Raw genomic sequence first — 17,266 nt, 5'->3', positions numbered from 1 at the left:
CGTTGTTCAACCTTCAGGCTTCGAACCGCGCCTTGAGCTTTTTCAGCGCCGCGGATTCCAGCTGACGGATGCGTTCTGCCGAAACGCCGTACTTGTCGGCCAGTTCCTGGAGGGTGATCCTGGGATCAACCAGCCAGCGGCTCTGGATGATGTCGCGGGAGCGCTCGTCAAGATCGCCCATGCCGTCGAACAGCAGATTGTGGTGATGGTCCTCCCAGTCCTGGGCCTCGACCGCCTCGTGCGGAGAAACCGTCAGACCCTCCAGATAGGCCGCCGGGGCAACATACGAGGAATCGTCATCGTCGTTGGTCAGATCAAAGCCGATATCCTGACCGGAGAGACGCGACTCCATTTCAGTGACCACTTCGGGCTTGACGCCAAGATCCTCTGCCACGCGGTTGACTTCGGCCTGGTTGAGCCAGCCGAGACGCTTCTTCTGCCGGCGCAAATTGAAAAACAGCTTGCGCTGGGCCTTGGTGGTGGCCACCTTGACGATGCGCCAGTTGCGCAGAATGAACTCGTGGATCTCGGCCCGGATCCAGTGAACCGCAAACGAGACCAGACGGACGCCCTGGTCCGGGTCGAAGCGCTTGACCGCCTTCATCAGGCCGATGTTGCCTTCCTGGATCAGGTCTCCCAGCGGCAGCCCATAGCCAGCGTAGCCGCGCGCCACGTGGACCACGAAGCGCAGGTGGGCCATCACCATTCGGCGGGCCGCGTCCAGATCCTCGTCGTCGCGAAAGCGTCGCGCCAGATCCTGTTCTTCGTCCAGGCTCAGCACCGGCAGCCGGTTAACCTCCTGAATATAGGCATCCAGGGAACCGGTGCCAGCAGGTGCCAGCAGATGGCTCGGTACAAGCTGATTACTCATCCAACACTCCCGTTACTAATCTCTTCAAGTGTAACAGTCCACCGTGAGGCGGGCATAGCCTCGGCAGACTCAATATCCGTTTTTGGTTCGCTCGCTTGGACTGCGCAAAAACGACCAGGTTCCAGCCGCTTCAGCTCGATTCAAGCTCGCCGCCGTCTGCGGGGTCGGGGGGCGGCAGCGGCTCTGCACCCCGCCCGCTCTTGATGCGCAGGGCGTTGCGATAGCATTGCGCGGCCGCCTCCAGGCGACCGGAACGATCCAGAATACGCCCCAGCAAGGCGTAGGCATCACCGTCAGGCTGGCGCGCGACGGCCTTTTCCAGATGCTCACGGGCCTGATCGTAGTCGCGCTCGTCGAGTAGCATCATCCCCAGCGCCAGGTGCAGACCGGCGTGGTCGGGGTGAGCTTGCAACCAGCGTTTGCAGTCGCGAATCCGTCCCGGCCGATCGCCCGCCTCCACCAGCGCATAGACCCGCAACGCTTCGGTGTCCGGTGTTTCCTCGAGCAGGCGCTTGAGCTGCGCGCCGGCCAGCGCCGACCGTCCAAGCTCGGACGCTCTTCGCGCATACGCCAGGATCAGATCACGCTGGGAGCGCTGGCGTCTGGGCAAAGCCCGCCAGGCCGACTCCAGGGCGGCAACGTGCTCGGTCTGTTCGAGTTCACGCACGCCGGCATGAACCGCCAGTTCGTCACGGCGCCGCGCATCGACAATATCGGCCTTGTACAGCGCCGGGGTGAGCAGGCGCAAATCGCGCCAGCGACCGGCATCCTGATACGCCTGCAGCAACAGCCGCAACACCCCCTGGTGGGTGGGTTTTTTCAGGTGCAGACGCTCAAGCACAACGATGGCATCGCTTGCACGGCCCTCTCCCACCAGCATTCGCGCTCGCGCCAGGCCGGTGGCAAAATGGCGCCGGCCGAAGCGTGCGTCCGCCAGCTCAAGCCAGCGATCACGCCCTTCGGGATCTGACTGTCCTTCAGCCGCCCGCGCCGCGGCCAGATAACCCGCAGTCGAGGGCTGGTGATTCAGCGCGCGCTGCAACTGCCGCTCAGCCCTTGGCCAGTCGCCCTCCGCCAGGGCGAGGAATCCGTTCTCCAGCTGACGCCGGCCGCGCGCAGCCCGGGCTCGACGCAGGGCCCGGCCCGGCAGCCTCACCAGGCCAATCACCAGGGCCAGACCAATCCAGAGTGCGAGCACCAGCCCGACCAGAACCAGGGCCGACATCTCCAGGCGCCAGCGGCCGATATCGATCACGACCCGGCCAGGATCTTCCAGCAACGGCGGCGCCAACAGCGCGGCCATCGCCAGGACAGCCAGGCTGGCCACGATCAGAACGAGCTTCTTCACGACTCGTCCAGTCGCGCTTGCAGCTGTTCCAGCGCCGCCCCCAGCGCCGGCAAGTCAGGGCTGAGATCCAGCCCCGCCAGGCGCTGCAGCTGCTCGCGCGCCGCTGCCACCGGCTCGGCGTCGACGACAAACCACTCCTCGAGCAGACCGGCGGCGGCTTCCGCCTGCACCGCCAGGGTCGCTGCATCACGCCGAAGCAAAGCGAGCTCGGCGGCAACCAGGCGCAAACGCAGCTGCTCGCGCGCCGCCTCGAACTGTTCCTCGTCACGGCCCAGAGAATCACGGCTTTCCACCCGCACCAGGGCGCCGAAGGTTCGACCCAGCCGATCCCGCCAGCCATCGCCTTCATTGGCCGTCTCGGCCGCCGATTCGGCCTCCGGGAGCTGCAGCGGCCAGTTCTCGCTTGCGCGTCCCAGACGTTCCAGCCGCGCCAGTTCGGCATCAAGGTTCAGGGGGTCGTGGGCGGCCAGCGCCTCGATCTCCCGGGCAAGGGTGCGCATGACCGGATCCAGGCGAGCGTTTTCTGCCGCACTCAGACGCTCGCGGGCCCGCTCGAAGGCGCGCTGCGCCTCGCGGCTGTTGCCCCGCACTTCGGCCAGATCCTGCCCGATACGCAGCAGACCGGCCGCCTCCAGCATCAGCATCTGCTGGCGCAAATCGCGGTCGACCTCGCGCTGGAGATCACCGCGGGCGTCCAGTTGCTGAACCGCGTCCTCAAGACGACGACTCAGGTCGGCCGTTTCCCCCTTCCGGTCTGCCAGCTGCTGCTCCAGACCATCGACGCGGCGAACCAGCCCCTCGGTGCGTTCGTCGACTCTTCCCAGCCCCTGTTCCAGCGAACCCAGCTGATCAACCCGGCTATCCAGGCGGTCCTCGATCCTGTCGGCACGATCGTCCTGGGATTGCTGACGGCGCTCCAGCGTGACCAGTTGCTCGGCCAGGCTGTCGACCTTCTGCTCCAGGGCCGGCAAAACCTGCAGCTGTTCTTCCAGCCATGATCGATCGCTCGATGCCTGCCCATCAACCGGCTCCAGATACGCCTGGTAGGCCAGCCAGCCGCTCAGGCCAAGGGCGGCCAGAGCCAGCAGCAGCGCCAGCGTGCCAAGAACCCGGCCGCCCCGACGCGGTGGCTCGGGTGATGACGGCGGCTCGCGTTCGCTCTCCGACTGTCCGCCTGATTCAACCGTCTTGTCCTCGTTGCTGCTCATGCTGTTCTTTAGTTCCCGTTCATGATTCAAGGGTAACGCAAACCTGCAGGTCGCTGCGTGCCCGGGCCAGCGCGCGCAGCATCGAAGCATCATCGGCGCCATCAGCCAGTTCGACCTGATCGCCCCCGGCCGCCCGCGCCAGGGTCGCCACTCGCGGCGACGGTGCGATCATCAGGCCCGATGCCAGATGGGTCCAGGCCGCCGGCCCGAGCGCGGCTTCCAGCGCGGCAAGCGCACCGCCGCTGGCGAGCAAGGTAATCACCTCCGGACAACCGAGCAACTCAGCCTGCAGCTTCGACGGGATCGGCTGACGCAGGCGCCGATAGACATGCAGCCGCTGCACCGTCGCGCCACGCCGGTCGAGTTCGCGGCCGAGCGCCTCGCGCCCCCCGGCAGCGGCCAGCACAAGAACGCGCAGGCCGTCGGCTTCGCGCAGGCAGGGAAGACGAAGAATCTGCTCGCTGGTACCGCCGGACGCCGGGTGGCTCACATTGGTAAAGCCGAGCGCACGGGCGATGCGGGCCGTTCCCGCGCCAGGCACTATCAGCGCGATACCGGCCAAAGGCTCGACCCCGACCAGGGCAGCGGCCTGGCGCAGTGCTTCGGCGGAGGGAACGATCAAGCGATCGCAAGGCAGTGCCGACAGCAACTCCCGGCGGCAGCGCTCGGGGTCTTCGGGACCGTCAAGACGGACGGGCGCGAAATGCCGGGCCCGAAAGTCGTGTGCCTGAAGCGCCCGGCAAAGGCGAGCACCGTCATCACCGGAGCGAGTCACCAGAATGAGTGCGTCGCGTTTCATTGCTTCGAAAAGCAGACCGCTGAAAAGCAGAAAGCCCGCCGGCCGGCAGGCTTTCTGGGGATAAATTCCGGGTGCCTGACCAACCCCGCCAAAGTGCTGGGGGCTTGCGTGTTGGCGTTGGCAGTAGGGGGACGCACTTCAACAGAGAAGGTCGTAGACGGCACCCGGAAAGCGAACCTTGATGAACCCCCACCTCTGTAATTGGACACGATGATGCCACCTCACATCGGGATTGTCTACCCCGAATGACGGATTTTTTCAGGCCAGCCTATGCCGGCAGCGCGGCAATGATCTCGCGACCGCCGTGCTCGAGGATAGACTCACCGGCCTCGAGACCCAGCGCCTCGGCATCCTGCCGATCACCTTCGACCACGCGCTCAACAGCCAGCCGTCCATCCGGGCTGCAAAGCCGCGCGTGCAGCGTCAAACGACCCTTCCCATCGATCTGGGCCAGCGCGGCCAGCGGCATTCGGCAATCGCCGCCCAGGGTCGCCACCACGGCCCGCTCGGCCGCGACCTGGTCGGCGGTATCGGGACAGCCCAGCGGTGCCAGCAGTTGCTGTGTGTGCTCGTCATCGGCCCGGCACTGGGTCACGATAACGCCCTGACCCGGCGAGGGGATGAACGCCGGCGGCCCGAGCGCCAGCCGATGCTCAAGCGGGAACGCCAGACGCTGCAGGCCGGCCGCGGCCAGGATGACCGCATCGACCTGGCCACTGGTCATCAAGCCCATGCGCGTCTGCACGCTTCCCCGGATCGGCACGACGTCCAGGTCCGGGTACTGACGGATCAGCTGGCTTTGGCGACGCAGGCTCGAGGTGCCCACGCGGGCGCCCGAAGGCAGTTCGTCGGGCGTGCGCCCATCGGCGGTCAGCCACCAGTCCGCCCAGTCGCCGCGGGGCATCACGACCGAAAGTTTCAGGCCCGGCGGCGACTCGGCCGGGACGTCTTTGAGCGAATGCACCGCGATGTCGGCCTCGTTTTCCAGCAGCGCGCGCTCCAGTTCCTTGAGGAACACGCCCTTGCCGCCGATTTCTGACAGCGAACGATCCAGCACCTCGTCGCCGCGGGTGCTCAGCGGCAACAACTCTATGCTTGTTTCGGGATAGTGTCGGCGCAGTTCGTCGGCAACGTACTCGGTCTGCCACAAAGCCAGCGGCGATTTTCGGGTAGCCAGTCGGATCATTGTTTTTCCCCGTCTTTCGTTATCAGGATTGGAGTGCTCGCCGCACCGCCGCCAGGTTGCGACGGCTGACCTCGGGCTGGATCGGGCAGTCATCGATCTCGACCCGGTCGTGCCCCTGCTCATCGCGAAACAGCGCGCGCAGATGTCGGCGCGAAACCAGGGCCGAGCGGTGGACCCGCAGAAAACGATCGCCGAAGCGGTCTTCGAGACTGAGCAGCGAATCCTCGATCAGCGCTTCGCCGCCCAGGTGATGGACGCAGGTGTACTTGTCTTCGGCCTGCAGCAATCGGATATCGGCGACCCGGATGGCCAGCAGGCGCTCGCCCAGGCGCGCGCTGAGCGTGGCCGGTCCTGTCGAAGCCCGGGATTTGGCCGCTGCCGCCCGTTCCAGCGCCTGCCCCAGGCGTTCGGCCCGAACCGGCTTGACCAGGTAATCCACCGCCTGCAAATCGAAGGCATCCACCGCGTAACGCTCGAAAGCGGTCACGAAGATGATCGCCGGCGGTGACGTCTGTGACTGCAGCCTGTGCGCTGCCTCCACCCCGTCGATGCCGGGCATTTCCACATCCATCAGGACAACGTCCGGGCGCAGCCGCGCAGCAGCATCCAGCGCCTGCTCACCGTTGTGGGCGGCGCCAACACAGACGGCGTCGTCTCGCGCCGAGAGCAGCCGTTCCAGCCTCCGCACCGCCGGTGTCTCGTCATCGACCACCAGCACCTTCAGGCCACCAGTCACGCCCAGCAGCGTTCCAGCCACTGGTCTATTGCCGCGATTTCCTCCGGACAGACCGAGTGCGGCATCGGCCAGGTCTGCCACTCCGGCGCATATCCGGCCGCCTGCAGCCGTTCAGCGCTGGCCTGACCCAGGCGCGCCGGCACCACCGGATCCTGACTGCCGTGACCCATGAAAATGGGCACGTCCATCGCTTCGCTCACGGCCCATTCGGCGAGCCTGTCGGCATCCAGCAGGTACGCCGACAACACCATGATTCCCGCCAGCACAGGCCGCCGCGCCAGGCCACAGCGCAAGGCAATCGCACCACCCTGGGAAAATCCCGCCAGAATCAGGTTTTCCGCCGGGATGCCGCGCTCGATCTGATCGTCAAGCAGGTCGTTGACCTGGGCCAGCGAGGCGCGAATACCCTCACGGTCCTGGTCGCGGTCGATTTCCATCCCCAGAATGTCGTACCAGGCGCGCATGGCCATGCCGCCGTTGACGGTGACCGGCCGAACCGGCGCATGCGGAAAAACAAAGCGCACCGGGCGCCGGGCCGCGCTCTGGAGCTGGGGTACAATCGGCGCAAAGTCGTTGCCGTCGGCACCGAGTCCATGCAGCCAGATCACGGCGTGCCGGGGATCCGGGCCGGTTTCGCGCACGACGGATTCCAGAAGTTGACGTGATTGCGATTCCATGCGCCCAAGTTTACCCCTGATCGTTGCCGCCCTGCTGACCGCCGGCGTTGTGTCAGGTTGCGGCTTGAAGGACGATCTCTACCTGCCGCCGGAAGCCGCCGAACCGCAGGAACAGGACGACACAGCACCAGACAGTGAGCCCGAAGATGCAGAGAATTCCCGAGCCTGAACTGATGGACGAGCCGGCCCAGGCGCGGGCCTACGCCGAAGCCGACTTTTCCGAGCCCAACCAGCTGTTCGCCGAGGCCGTGGCCGGGCAACTGGCTGGCCAAACTCCCGGGCAGCTGGTCGATCTGGGCTGCGGGCCCGGCGACATCTGCCTGCGCATCGCGCGCGCCCTGCCGGACTGGCGCATCGTCGGGCTGGACGCCGGCCCCAACATGCTCAGCCTGGCCGGCGAGGCGGTGACCGCCGCTGACCTGGCCGAGCGCATCGAACTGGTTCATGCCCGGCTGCCCGAACACGGCCTGGACGGACGCTTCGACGCCGTGGTTTCCAACAGCCTGCTGCACCACCTGCCTGACCACATGTCCCTGTGGCGCGCCGTCGCCGATCTCGCCGCGCCGGGCGCCTATATCCAGATCATGGACCTGCATCGTCCCGACTCCGTGGCCCGGGCGCGCTGGCTGGTCGATCAGCACGCCGCCGACGCTCCCGAGATCCTGCGCCAGGACTTCTACAACAGCCTGCTCGCCGCCTGGACCATCGAGGAGGTCCGCGACCAGTACGAGCAGGCCGGTCTGGCATCGCTGCGCCTGTCGCGGCCCACCGAGCGCCACTGGATGGCCAGCGGCTTCCTGCCCGCGGCACCGGCGTGAGCCCGAATCAGTCTTTCACCAAACTCGAGGCCCTGGGCAACGATTTCGTCCTGCTCGACCACCGCGATGGCCAACCCGATCCGGGTCCGGAACGCATCCGCGCGCTGGCCGACCGCCGCAGCGGTATCGGCTTCGACCAGCTGCTGGCGCTGCACCCTGGCACTGCAGACGCCGACGACTGCCGGGTCCACATCTTCAACTGCGACGGCAGCCCGGCACGCCAGTGCGGCAACGGCATGCGCGCCATCGCGCGCTGGCTCGCAGACGAGCAGCCCGGGCGCGACCGCTTCCGCCTCGCCACACCGGCCGGCGCCGTCGAGGTCGAGATCCGCGGCGACAACCAGGTCCGGGTCAACATGGGTCGACCGGATTTCGGCGCCGCGGCGGTCGGGCTGGAGCCTGGCCTTGCGCTGAATGACCTCCTTGCCGGGATCCCCGGACGGCTCGATGCCGGGCTGGTTTCCATGGGCAACCCCCACCTGATACTGCTGCTGGAGCAGCCGCCAACCGCCGCCCTGGTCGAGCAGGCCGGCTCGCATTTGAGCCGGCACGCGGGCTTTCAAGACGGCGTCAACGTCAGTTTCGCCACCCGGGGTGACGACGGTGCGGTCCGTCTTCGCGTCCACGAACGCGGTGTCGGACCGACCCCGGCCTGCGGCAGCGCCGCCTGTGCAACGGCGGCCTTGCTGATCATGACCGGAGCGGCAAAATCCCCGGTCAACGTCGACCAGCCCGGGGGAAGGCTTGTGATAGATTGGCCCGGCGAGGAAAGCCCGCTTTGGATGACCGGCCCGGCTCGCCGGGTCTTTGACGGAACCTGCCTGACATGAGCGAAACAGACCCGCTGACCCCGGAACGCGTTGCCGAGTGGATCCGCCGCCATCCCGACCTGCTGTGTCGGTTCCCCGATCTCATTGATGAGCTGCAGCTGCCGGAGCCAAAGCAGGCGGTTTCGCTGGCTCAGCACCGGGCCCTGCGTTTGCGCCAGCAAAACGAGCAGCTGGAGCAGCGGCTGCGCCAGCTCGCCGCCATTGCCGGTGAAAACGAGCGCCTCATGCAGCGTCTTCACCAGCTGACGCTGGAAGTCATGAGCGCGCCTTGCGGCAACGCCTTCGTCGATCGCGTGCTGACCTGCATGGGTCGGGACTTCAAGGCCGACGAAGTGCGCCTGCACCTGGTTCATTCTCATCCGGAACTGGCCGAGCACGCCGGCGTGGTGATTCATGACGGCGATCTGCCCGAGTGGCTGGATCAGCTGGTGTCCAGAGACGAAACCTACTGCGGCCGCCTGACCCGGCAAAAGCTTGGCAAGCTGTTCCCCGCCGCCGAAGTCACGGTCGGGTCCTGCGCCCTGGTCCCGGTGGCCGGCAGCGGCTTGCTTGCAGTCGGCGCCGTTCGCGAAGACCACTTTCACCCCGGCATCGGCACGCTGTTTCTGGACCTGCTGGGCAACACCATCGCCTGGCGCCTGAAACTGGTGGAACAAGACGACCGCAAGCGCGCCTGAATTGCCCGAACCAGCCCCTGCCAGCCTGTCTCCCGTCGACCGCTCGCTGAAGGCGTTTTTCGAGCAGCTGGGCGACAGCGTCAGCCCGGCCACCCTGGACGCTTACCGCCGCGATCTGCAGCGCTTCGGCCGCTGGGCCGAAGAGCGCGGCCTCAGCCAGCCCGGCGACATCGGCCAGGCGGACATTCGCGCCTTCGCTGCCGCCGAACACCGCCGGGGTCTGAACCCGCGCAGCATCCAGCGTCGCCTGTCCGCCCTGCGGCGATTTTTCCGGTTCCTGCGCGAGCGCGGCGAACGCAAGGACGATCCGACCCAGGGCGTGCGCGCCCCGAAAGTGCGCCGGCGGCTGCCGGAAACGCTGGATATCGACCAGATCATGGCGCTGCTGGAAATCCCCGACGACAGCGAGCTGGGCGTGCGCGACCGGGCGATGATGGAATTGTTTTACGGCGCCGGCCTGCGTCTGAGCGAACTGGCCGGCCTGAACTGGAACCAGCTGGACTTCGGCGAAGGCATGATCCGGGTCATGGGCAAGGGCCGCAAGGAACGACTGGTCCCGGTGGGACGCCATGCGCTGGCCGCGCTTGGCCGCTGGCAAAGCATCCACCGCACGCTGGCCGACGGTTGCCAGCCCCGGATTTTTACCGGCCTGAACGGCAAACCCCTGACAACCCGCGCCATCCAGAAGCGGGTCGCCTACTGGTCGCAGCGTCAGGGTCTGGACCAGCGCGTCCATCCCCATCAGCTGCGCCACTCCTTCGCCTCGCACATTCTGGAATCCTCCGGTGACCTGAGGGCGGTCCAGGAACTGCTGGGCCACGCTAATCTCTCCACCACCCAGATCTACACCCATCTCGATTTCCAGCACCTGGCCAAGGTCTACGACCAGGCCCATCCGCGGGCCAAGAAGCCGCGCTGAAACCAAGCCCACTTGCTACACCCTGCCGCCGCCCCCAAGTTGACCTTTCACGCGGCACGCAAGCGAGTTTTTATGGAACAGTTTCACGGCACGACCATTGTTTCGGTCCGCCGCGGGCATCAGGTCGTGATCGCCGGCGACGGTCAGGTCACCCTGGGCAACACGGTGATGAAGGCCAACGCGCGCAAGGTACGCAGGCTCTACAAGGGCCAGGTGATTGCCGGCTTCGCCGGCGCCACCGCCGATGCCTTCACCCTGTTCGAACGCTTCGAGTCCAAGCTGGAAATGCATTCCGGCCACTTGACCCGCTCGGCCGTCGAACTGGCCAAGGACTGGCGCACCGATCGCCTGCTCAGGCGTCTGGAAGCCCTGCTGGCCGTGGCCGATACCGAGGCCTCGCTGATCATCTCCGGCAACGGTGACGTGATCGAGCCGGAGGAAGGCCTGATCGCCATCGGCTCGGGCGGGCCCTATGCCCAGGCCGCCGCCCGCGCCCTGTTACGCCACAGCGAGCTCGACGCCGAAACCGTGTGCCGGGAAGCGCTGGGCATTGCCGGGGAAATCTGCATCTACACCAACCAGAACTTCACCGTCGAAACCCTGGAAACCAAGCAAGGAAGTTGACTGAATCCATGTCCCAGATGACCCCCCGCGAAATCGTCCAGGAGCTGGACCGGCACATCATCGGCCAGTCGGCGGCCAAGCGCGCCGTGGCCATCGCCCTGCGCAACCGCTGGCGGCGCCTGCAGGTCGATGAGAAGCTCCGACCCGAGATCACGCCCAAGAACATTCTCATGATCGGACCGACCGGGGTCGGCAAGACCGAGATCGCCCGGCGCCTGGCCGCGCTGGCCAACGCGCCGTTCATCAAGATCGAGGCGACCAAGTTCACCGAGGTCGGCTACGTCGGCAAGGACGTCGAATCGATCGTGCGCGACCTGGTCGAAACCGCGGTCAAGATGGCGCGCGAGGACGCCATGGCCCAGGTGCGCTCGCGCGCCGAGGACGCCGCGATCGAGCGCGTGCTCGACATCCTGCTGCCGCGCCGCCAGTCTTCCGGCTTTGCCAACGCGCCCGAAGAGCCGGTTGAACAGAATTCCGAGACCCGGCGCAAGATGTTCACCAAGCTGGTCAACGGCGAGTTCAACGAGCGCGAGATCGAGATCGACGTGTCCTCCAGCATCGGCGTGGAAATCATGGCCCCGCCGGGCATGGAAGAAATGACCAGCCAGCTGCAGCAGATGTTTTCCAGCCTCTCCGGCGGCAAGAAGCAAACGCGCAAGATGAAGGTCAAGGACGCCATTCCCGTCCTGATCGAGGAAGAAGCCGCGCGCCTGATCAACGACGAGGAGGTCAAGCAGCAGGCGATCACCATGGCCGAACAGAACGGCATCGTCTTTCTCGACGAAATCGACAAAGTCGCGCGCCGCTCCGAGGGCCACGGCGGCGGCGAAGTCTCGCGCGAAGGTGTCCAGCGCGACTTGCTGCCGCTGGTCGAGGGCTGCACCGTCAACACCCGCTACGGCGCGGTCAAGACCGACCACATGCTGTTTATCGCCTCCGGTGCCTTTCACGTCGCCAAGCCGTCGGACCTGGTGCCCGAACTGCAGGGCCGGCTGCCGATCCGGGTCGAGCTCCGGGCGCTGTCGGTCGATGACTTCAAGCGCATCCTGACCGAGCCCGACGCCTCGCTGACCGAGCAGTACCGGGCCCTGATGGCCACCGAAGGCGTGGATCTGCGCTTTGCCGACGAAGCCATCACCCGGCTGGCCGAGATCTCCTACGCGGTCAACGAATCGACCGAAAACATCGGCGCGCGCCGACTGCACACCGTGCTCGAACGGCTGCTCGACGATATCTCCTACACCGCGCCGGACCGATCGGGCGAGAGCCTGGAAGTCGATGCCGCGTGGGTCGATGAGTCACTGGCTGACCTGGCGGGTAACGAGGATCTCAGTCGCTACATTCTGTAAGTCTGTGCGGCCGGGCCCGGTCCCCGGCCGTGATCTCTGTCACTGTTTCATGACAGGTCGGAAGGCTAAAATTGCGGCTGCAGTCAGGGTCAGAAGTATTCTTGAGGACGTTGGGAACCCCACATGGTCGATAGTAAAGCACCGAATGCGGCGGTCGCGCTGCGCGACGTGACCGTGCGCCTGGGTGGCCGGACCATCCTGGAGAATTTCAGCCTCGAGATCCCGGCCGGCCAGGTCACCGCCGTGATGGGTCCCAGCGGCGCCGGCAAAACCACCGTGATGCGCCTGATCACCCGCCAGATCCGGCCCGACGCCGGCCAGGTGCTGGTCGGCGAGACGCGGGTCGACACGCTCAAGGGCCGGGCGCTGGGTCGATTCCGGCGTAACCTGGGTGTGCTGCTGCAAAACGGCGCCCTGTTCACCGACCTGACCTGCTTCGACAACGTCGCCCTGCCCCTGCGCGAGCACACCGACCTGCCCGAAACCCTGATCCGCCGGCTGGTCCTGATCAAGCTGCAGGCCGTCGGCCTGCGCGGCGCGGCCGAGATGTATCCGCGCGAGCTGTCGGGCGGCATGAACCGGCGCATCGCCATGGCCCGGGCCATGGCGCTCGACCCCGACATCATGCTCTACGACGAGCCCTTTGCCGGGCTCGATCCGATCTCGCTGGGCGTTTCGCTGCGCCTGATCCGCGAGGTCAACGACGTGCAGGACACCACCAGCGTGGTCATCACCCACGACGTCGACGAAGTCGCCCGCCTGGCCGATCACTGCTTCATCATCTCCGACCGCAGCCTGATCGCCAGCGGCACGCCGGAGGAACTGGCCGCCAGCGACCACGAGCTCGTCCGGCAGTTCATGCGCGGACATCCCGACGGTCCGGTCGCTTTTCATTACCCGGCACCCGATATCGCCAGCGACATGCTCGGCCGGGGTGCGCAATGAGCGCGCCGGCCGTTCCCGGCCGCGGACCGATGGAATCGCTGCGCCAGATCGGGCGGGCGGGACTGTTTTTGGTCAAGGTCATCTCGCGCATGCGCTTCACCCGCCTGCAGCTGGCCGAGACCCTGCGCCAGATCTATTTCGCCGGCGTGCGCTCGCTGGTCATCATCGTCACCTGCGGCTTCTTTGTCGGCCTGGTGCTGACCCTGCAGTCCTACGACGCCCTGGCCCGCTTCGGCGCCGCCGACGCCACCAGCACGCTGCTGTCGCTGTCGCTGTTCCGCGAGCTCGGGCCGGTCCTGACCGCGATCCTGTTCGCCGGCCGCGCGGGCACCTCGATCACCGCCGAGATCGGCCTGATGCGCGCCACCGAGCAGCTCGACGCGCTCGACCTGATGGCGATCGATCCGCTGGAGCGCATCGTTCAGCCGCGCCTGATCGCCGGGATCATCGCCGTGCCGGCGCTGGTGCTGATCTTCAACGTCACCGCGCTGCTGGGCGGGGTGGTCTACGCGGTCTTCCTGATGGGAACCGACTCGCTGGTGTTCTGGGGCAATATCCAGAGCTCGGTCGAGCTCGGGCGCGATTTCGGTCACGGCATGCTCAAATCGGTGATCTTCGGCCTGATCGCGGCGTGGCTGGCCGTCTTCTACGGCTGGACCGCCCGTCCCACCGGCGAAGGCGTGGCCCTGGCCACGACCCAGACCGTGATCGCCACCGCCATCGTCGTGTTGTTCGTCGATTTCGTTCTTTCTGCCCTGATGCTGTAAATTGGATCCGTCACGCTCATGAAATCCTCCCACCAGATTGAATTGACCGCCGGCCTGTTCATGGTCCTGGCCGTCGCCGCACTCGTCTTTCTGGCCCTGCAGGCCACCGATCGCGGCGTGGTCTCCGGCGGCAGTTACACCGTTACCGCGGCGTTTTCCGACATCGGCAGCCTCAAGCCCCGGGCCAAGGTCAACATGGCCGGCGTCACCGTTGGCACGGTCGATCGCATCGAGCTCGACGCCAACACCTACGAGGCACGCGTCACGCTGCGCATCGGCGAGCAGTTCGACGAACTGCCCGAAGACACCTCGGCCTCGATCGTGACCGCCGGCATCCTCGGCGACCAGTACGTCAGCCTGGAGCCCGGCGGCTCGCCCGAGTTTCTGCGCGACGGCGACAAGATCCTGCTGACCAACTCGGCGCTGGTGCTCGAGCAGCTGATCAGCCGCTATCTGTTCAACAGCGAAGGAGAAGAAAACTGATGCCCAAGATACTCATCCTGGTGCTGGCCCTCGCGACCGGGATGCCGGCCCTGGCCAACCCGGCCGAGCCGGTGGAACTGATCCGCCAGACCACCGAAGAGCTGTTTACCCTGATCGATCAAAACCGCAGCGAGTTCGAGCAGGATCCCGAGCGCCTGCAGGAGGCGTTGCGCGAGCGCCTGCTGCCGCACCTGGACACCGTCTACTCCGCCCGTCTGGTGCTCGGTCGACACGGCCGCGGCCTCGAGCAGGAAAAAATCGAAGCCTTCGCCGAAGCCCTTTCGAACGTGCTGATGCGCAATTACGCCACCGGGCTGCTCGACTTCGAAAGCCGCGACCAGGTCGAGATCCTGCCGCTGGCCGGCGATAACACCGAGCGCGCCACCCGGGTGCGCACCCGGCTGGAACTGGACTCCGGCGAACAGGCCCCGGTCGACTACGTGCTGCGCCGCTCAGACGATCAATGGCGCGTGTTCGACGTCATTATCGAAGGCATTTCCTACGTCGCCACCTTCCGCAACCAGATCGGTGAGGAGATCCGGCGCGACGGCTTTGACAGCATGCTGGCCCGACTGCAGGCCGGCGACATCGAACTGGATGTCGATGTTGAAAGCTGATGCCAAGGGTCGCGTGGCGCTCAGCGGCGCGCTGACCAGCAAGCAGGTGCCTGAACTGTACCGGTCCAGCCTGCCCTGGCAAAAGCACGGGCTGCCCGACGTGATCGATCTTGCTGACGTCGAGCGCGCCGACTCCAGCGCGCTGGCCCTGCTGCTGGAGTGGCGCAGCTGGGCCGATGCGGCCGAACGCGAGCTGCGCATCATCAACGTGCCGCGCTCGCTGTGCGTCCTGGCCTCGCTGAGCCAGATCGGCCAGCTGCTGGGATGGCGAGCCGTCGATTTCGAATCCGACGAGGACGACCGCCAATGCTGCGCCTGAAGCGGTCGGTGAGTCTGCTCGCGCTGGCGCTGGTGCTCAGCGCCTGCGCCACCACCCAGGCGCCGCCGCCGGAAGAACGCTCGCCGGCCGATCCCTGGGAGCCGTTCAATCGCCAGGTCTACGCCGTCAACCGGACCGCCGACCGGGCCGTGCTGAAACCGGTCGCGCGCGGCTACAAGCACATCACACCGGCACCGGTGCGCACCGGCGTGACCAACTTCTTCGACAACCTGCGTTCACCGGTGACCATCGTCAACCTGCTGCTGCAGGGCCGACCCGGCGATAGCCTGGCCCAGTTCGAGCGCTTTTTCGTCAACTCCGTCTACGGCATCGGCGGCATCTTCGATCTGGCCGACCGGGCCGACATGCCCGAGCACCAAACCAACCTGGGCATGACGTTTGCGACCTGGGGCTGGGAGGACTCGCGCTACCTCATGCTCCCGTTCGTGGGTCCCTCGACCCTGCGCGACGGGATCGGCTTTTATGGCGACAGCTTCGTCAACCCGGTCCTTGACGGCGTGCGCAAGCAGGGCTCCTACGGCGTTCTGGCCCTGGACGCGATCCAGATCCGCGCCGACCTGCTGCCGCTGGACGAACGCATCGAGGAGGCCTTCGACCCTTACCTGTTCATCCGCGACGGCTACCTGCAGCGCCGCAACTTCAGGATTCAGGGCGAGGAAGCCGAGATGCCGGACTATGAAGCCTTTCTCGACGAGGATTTCGATTGAAAGCCCGATGAGGGCGGAGAAGGATCCCGTGCTCGGCGCCCGGGCACCCAGCCCCCGATCAACCTCGACGTGCTATTGTGCGCTGCAGTATCCGAACAGACACGCTTCAGCCATGCTTTACCAGTTCTACGAATTCCAGCGCTCCCTGATGAGCCCGTTCAGCATCTGGGCCGAGGCCGCGGCACGGTCGCTGACCATGCCGGGCAGCGCCTTTTCGCGCGTGCCCGGCGCCGAACGCCTGGCGGCCGGTTACGAGCTGTTCCATCGCCTGGGCAAGGACTACACCAAGCCCGAGTTCGGCATCCACAGCGTCACCGCGCACGGTCATGAAGTCCCGGTCGTCCAGCTGCAATCGCTCGGCCTGCCGTTTTGCAACCTGCTGCGAATGAAGCGCTACACCGACGACCCGCAGACCATCGCCGATCTCAAGGAAGATCCGGTCGTGCTGATCGTCGCACCGCTGTCAGGGCATCACTCGACCCTGCTGCGCGACACCGTGCGCACCATGCTGCCCGAGCACAAGGTCTACATCACCGACTGGATCGACGCGCGCATGATCCCGGCGGCAGCCGGTCCATTCGGGCTGGACGACTACGTCGACTACATTGAAACCTTCATCCGCCATATCGGCGCCAAAAACCTGCACGTAATGGCCGTCTGCCAGCCCGTTGTGCCGGTCCTGGCCGCAATCTCGCTGATGGCAGCCCGGGGCGAGGAAACCCCGGCCAGCCTGACCCTGATGGGCGGCCCGGTGGATGCGCGGGTCAGCGCAACCGGGGTCAACGATCTCGCCACCACCCGCTCCATGCGCTGGTTCAGCGCCAACCTGGTTCACCCGGTGCCCATGCACTACCCCGGCGCCGGTCGGCGCGTCTATCCCGGATTCATGCAGCACGCCGGGTTCATGGCCATGAACCCGCGCCGGCACGTCAGTTCACACTGGGATTTCTACAAGCAGCTCATCGCCGGTGATCTCGAAGACGCCGACGCCCATCGCCGCTTCTACGACGAATACAACGCCGTACTCGATATGCCCGGCGAGTACTACCTGGACACCGTCCGCGTCGTGTTCAAGGATCACCTGCTGCCGCGCGGAGAATGGTTCGTCGATGATGAGCGGGTCGACCCGACCGCGATCACCGACACCCGGTTGCTGACCATCGAAGGCGAATACGACGACATCTCAGGCCTCGGCCAGACCCGGGCGGCCCACGAGCTGTGCACGGCCCTGCCCGAATCTTCCCGCCAGCACTACGAAGTGCCCAAAGCCGGCCATTACGGCATCTTCAGCGGACGACGCTGGCGCAACCAGGTCTATCCCGAGGTGCGGCAGTTCATCCGCACCACCTGAGCCCGCGCGAACCA

Annotated in this window: 21 protein-coding genes; 14 read left to right on the top strand and 7 right to left on the bottom strand. The window is 66.2% G+C overall.

All coding sequences use genetic code 11. From position 1 onward, the window contains the following. Window positions 1-13: 13 nt before the first annotated feature. The 7 genes from rpoH to G3I74_RS01745 all read right to left on the bottom strand — a co-directional run bounded on the left by rpoH (window position 14) and on the right by G3I74_RS01745 (window position 6,825). Entirely contained in the window at window positions 14-871 is an 858-nt protein-coding gene (rpoH, locus tag G3I74_RS01775; protein ID WP_164209651.1) for an RNA polymerase sigma factor RpoH, read from the bottom strand. 130 nt (window positions 872-1,001) lie between these two features. After that, the gene (locus tag G3I74_RS01770) at window positions 1,002-2,219 is read right to left on the bottom strand and encodes a heme biosynthesis HemY N-terminal domain-containing protein (protein WP_164209648.1); all 1,218 of its coding nucleotides are present in this window, start codon (window positions 2,217-2,219) and stop codon (window positions 1,002-1,004) included. Continuing rightward, complete coding sequence (locus tag G3I74_RS01765; protein WP_164209645.1) at window positions 2,216-3,427, bottom strand: uroporphyrinogen-III C-methyltransferase; 1,212 nt, start codon at window positions 3,425-3,427, stop codon at window positions 2,216-2,218. The genes G3I74_RS01770 and G3I74_RS01765 overlap by 4 nt, the downstream gene beginning before the upstream one ends. Window positions 3,428-3,446: 19 nt before the next feature. Continuing rightward, entirely contained in the window at window positions 3,447-4,226 is a 780-nt protein-coding gene (locus G3I74_RS01760) for a uroporphyrinogen-III synthase (protein WP_164209642.1), read from the bottom strand. Between the two features lie 268 nt (window positions 4,227-4,494). Then, a complete protein-coding gene (gene hemC / locus G3I74_RS01755) occupies window positions 4,495-5,412 on the bottom strand; it encodes a hydroxymethylbilane synthase (RefSeq protein ID WP_164209638.1) in 918 nt (305 codons plus the stop codon). Window positions 5,413-5,434: 22 nt separating this feature from the next. Continuing rightward, a complete protein-coding gene (locus tag G3I74_RS01750) occupies window positions 5,435-6,169 on the bottom strand; it encodes a LytR/AlgR family response regulator transcription factor (protein WP_338063038.1) in 735 nt (244 codons plus the stop codon). Then, window positions 6,145-6,825, bottom strand: a complete 681-nt coding sequence (locus tag G3I74_RS01745) for an alpha/beta hydrolase (protein WP_164209635.1) — start codon at window positions 6,823-6,825, stop codon at window positions 6,145-6,147. The genes G3I74_RS01750 and G3I74_RS01745 overlap by 25 nt, the downstream gene beginning before the upstream one ends. On the opposite strand from G3I74_RS01745, the gene lptM reads away from it, so the two are divergent. The 14 genes from lptM (at window position 6,824) to G3I74_RS01675 (ending at window position 17,252) form a co-directional block, all read left to right on the top strand. Continuing rightward, the gene (gene lptM, locus G3I74_RS01740; protein WP_164209632.1) at window positions 6,824-6,994 is read left to right on the top strand and encodes an LPS translocon maturation chaperone LptM; all 171 of its coding nucleotides are present in this window, start codon (window positions 6,824-6,826) and stop codon (window positions 6,992-6,994) included. The two genes, G3I74_RS01745 and lptM, sit on opposite strands and share 2 nt — an antisense overlap. Further along, window positions 6,972-7,643 (top strand): class I SAM-dependent methyltransferase, encoded by a 672-nt coding sequence (locus G3I74_RS01735; RefSeq protein WP_164209629.1) that lies wholly within the window; start codon window positions 6,972-6,974, stop codon window positions 7,641-7,643. Before lptM ends, G3I74_RS01735 begins: the two co-directional genes overlap by 23 nt. Beyond that, the gene (gene dapF, locus G3I74_RS01730; protein WP_164209626.1) at window positions 7,640-8,473 is read left to right on the top strand and encodes a diaminopimelate epimerase; all 834 of its coding nucleotides are present in this window, start codon (window positions 7,640-7,642) and stop codon (window positions 8,471-8,473) included. The genes G3I74_RS01735 and dapF overlap by 4 nt, the downstream gene beginning before the upstream one ends. Next, window positions 8,470-9,150, top strand: a complete 681-nt coding sequence (locus G3I74_RS01725; RefSeq protein ID WP_164209623.1) for a DUF484 family protein — start codon at window positions 8,470-8,472, stop codon at window positions 9,148-9,150. The genes dapF and G3I74_RS01725 overlap by 4 nt, the downstream gene beginning before the upstream one ends. A gap of 1 nt (window position 9,151) precedes the next feature. Further along, on the top strand, window positions 9,152-10,069 hold the full coding sequence (xerC, locus tag G3I74_RS01720) for a tyrosine recombinase XerC (protein ID WP_164209620.1): 918 nt from the start codon (window positions 9,152-9,154) through the stop codon (window positions 10,067-10,069). A gap of 72 nt (window positions 10,070-10,141) precedes the next feature. Then, window positions 10,142-10,693, top strand: coding sequence for an ATP-dependent protease subunit HslV (gene hslV / locus G3I74_RS01715; RefSeq protein ID WP_164209617.1), 552 nt, complete (start codon window positions 10,142-10,144; stop codon window positions 10,691-10,693). 8 nt (window positions 10,694-10,701) lie between these two features. Continuing rightward, a complete protein-coding gene (gene hslU, locus G3I74_RS01710; RefSeq protein WP_164209615.1) occupies window positions 10,702-12,042 on the top strand; it encodes an ATP-dependent protease ATPase subunit HslU in 1,341 nt (446 codons plus the stop codon). Between the two features lie 123 nt (window positions 12,043-12,165). After that, window positions 12,166-12,987 (top strand): ABC transporter ATP-binding protein, encoded by an 822-nt coding sequence (locus tag G3I74_RS01705; RefSeq protein ID WP_164209612.1) that lies wholly within the window; start codon window positions 12,166-12,168, stop codon window positions 12,985-12,987. Beyond that, on the top strand, window positions 12,984-13,754 hold the full coding sequence (locus G3I74_RS01700; RefSeq protein ID WP_164209609.1) for an MlaE family lipid ABC transporter permease subunit: 771 nt from the start codon (window positions 12,984-12,986) through the stop codon (window positions 13,752-13,754). Before G3I74_RS01705 ends, G3I74_RS01700 begins: the two co-directional genes overlap by 4 nt. Before the next feature lie 18 nt (window positions 13,755-13,772). Further along, window positions 13,773-14,237, top strand: coding sequence for an outer membrane lipid asymmetry maintenance protein MlaD (mlaD, locus tag G3I74_RS01695; RefSeq protein ID WP_164209606.1), 465 nt, complete (start codon window positions 13,773-13,775; stop codon window positions 14,235-14,237). Continuing rightward, a complete protein-coding gene (locus tag G3I74_RS01690; protein WP_164209603.1) occupies window positions 14,237-14,854 on the top strand; it encodes an MlaC/ttg2D family ABC transporter substrate-binding protein in 618 nt (205 codons plus the stop codon). The genes mlaD and G3I74_RS01690 overlap by 1 nt, the downstream gene beginning before the upstream one ends. Continuing rightward, the gene (locus tag G3I74_RS01685; RefSeq protein ID WP_164209600.1) at window positions 14,841-15,173 is read left to right on the top strand and encodes an STAS domain-containing protein; all 333 of its coding nucleotides are present in this window, start codon (window positions 14,841-14,843) and stop codon (window positions 15,171-15,173) included. Before G3I74_RS01690 ends, G3I74_RS01685 begins: the two co-directional genes overlap by 14 nt. Next, window positions 15,161-15,901 carry an MlaA family lipoprotein gene (locus tag G3I74_RS01680; protein ID WP_164209597.1) on the top strand — a complete coding sequence of 247 codons (741 nt, stop codon included), beginning with the start codon at window positions 15,161-15,163 and terminating at the stop codon, window positions 15,899-15,901. Before G3I74_RS01685 ends, G3I74_RS01680 begins: the two co-directional genes overlap by 13 nt. A 112-nt stretch (window positions 15,902-16,013) precedes the next feature. Next, a complete protein-coding gene (locus tag G3I74_RS01675; protein ID WP_164209594.1) occupies window positions 16,014-17,252 on the top strand; it encodes a polyhydroxyalkanoate depolymerase in 1,239 nt (412 codons plus the stop codon). Window positions 17,253-17,266: the final 14 nt, after the last annotated feature.

The organism is Wenzhouxiangella limi (assembly GCF_010499265.1).
Lineage (GTDB): Bacteria > Pseudomonadota > Gammaproteobacteria > Xanthomonadales > Wenzhouxiangellaceae > Wenzhouxiangella > Wenzhouxiangella limi.
The sequence above is the reverse complement of the archived record's forward strand: the minus strand, read 5'-3'. Positions and strand labels throughout refer to the sequence as shown.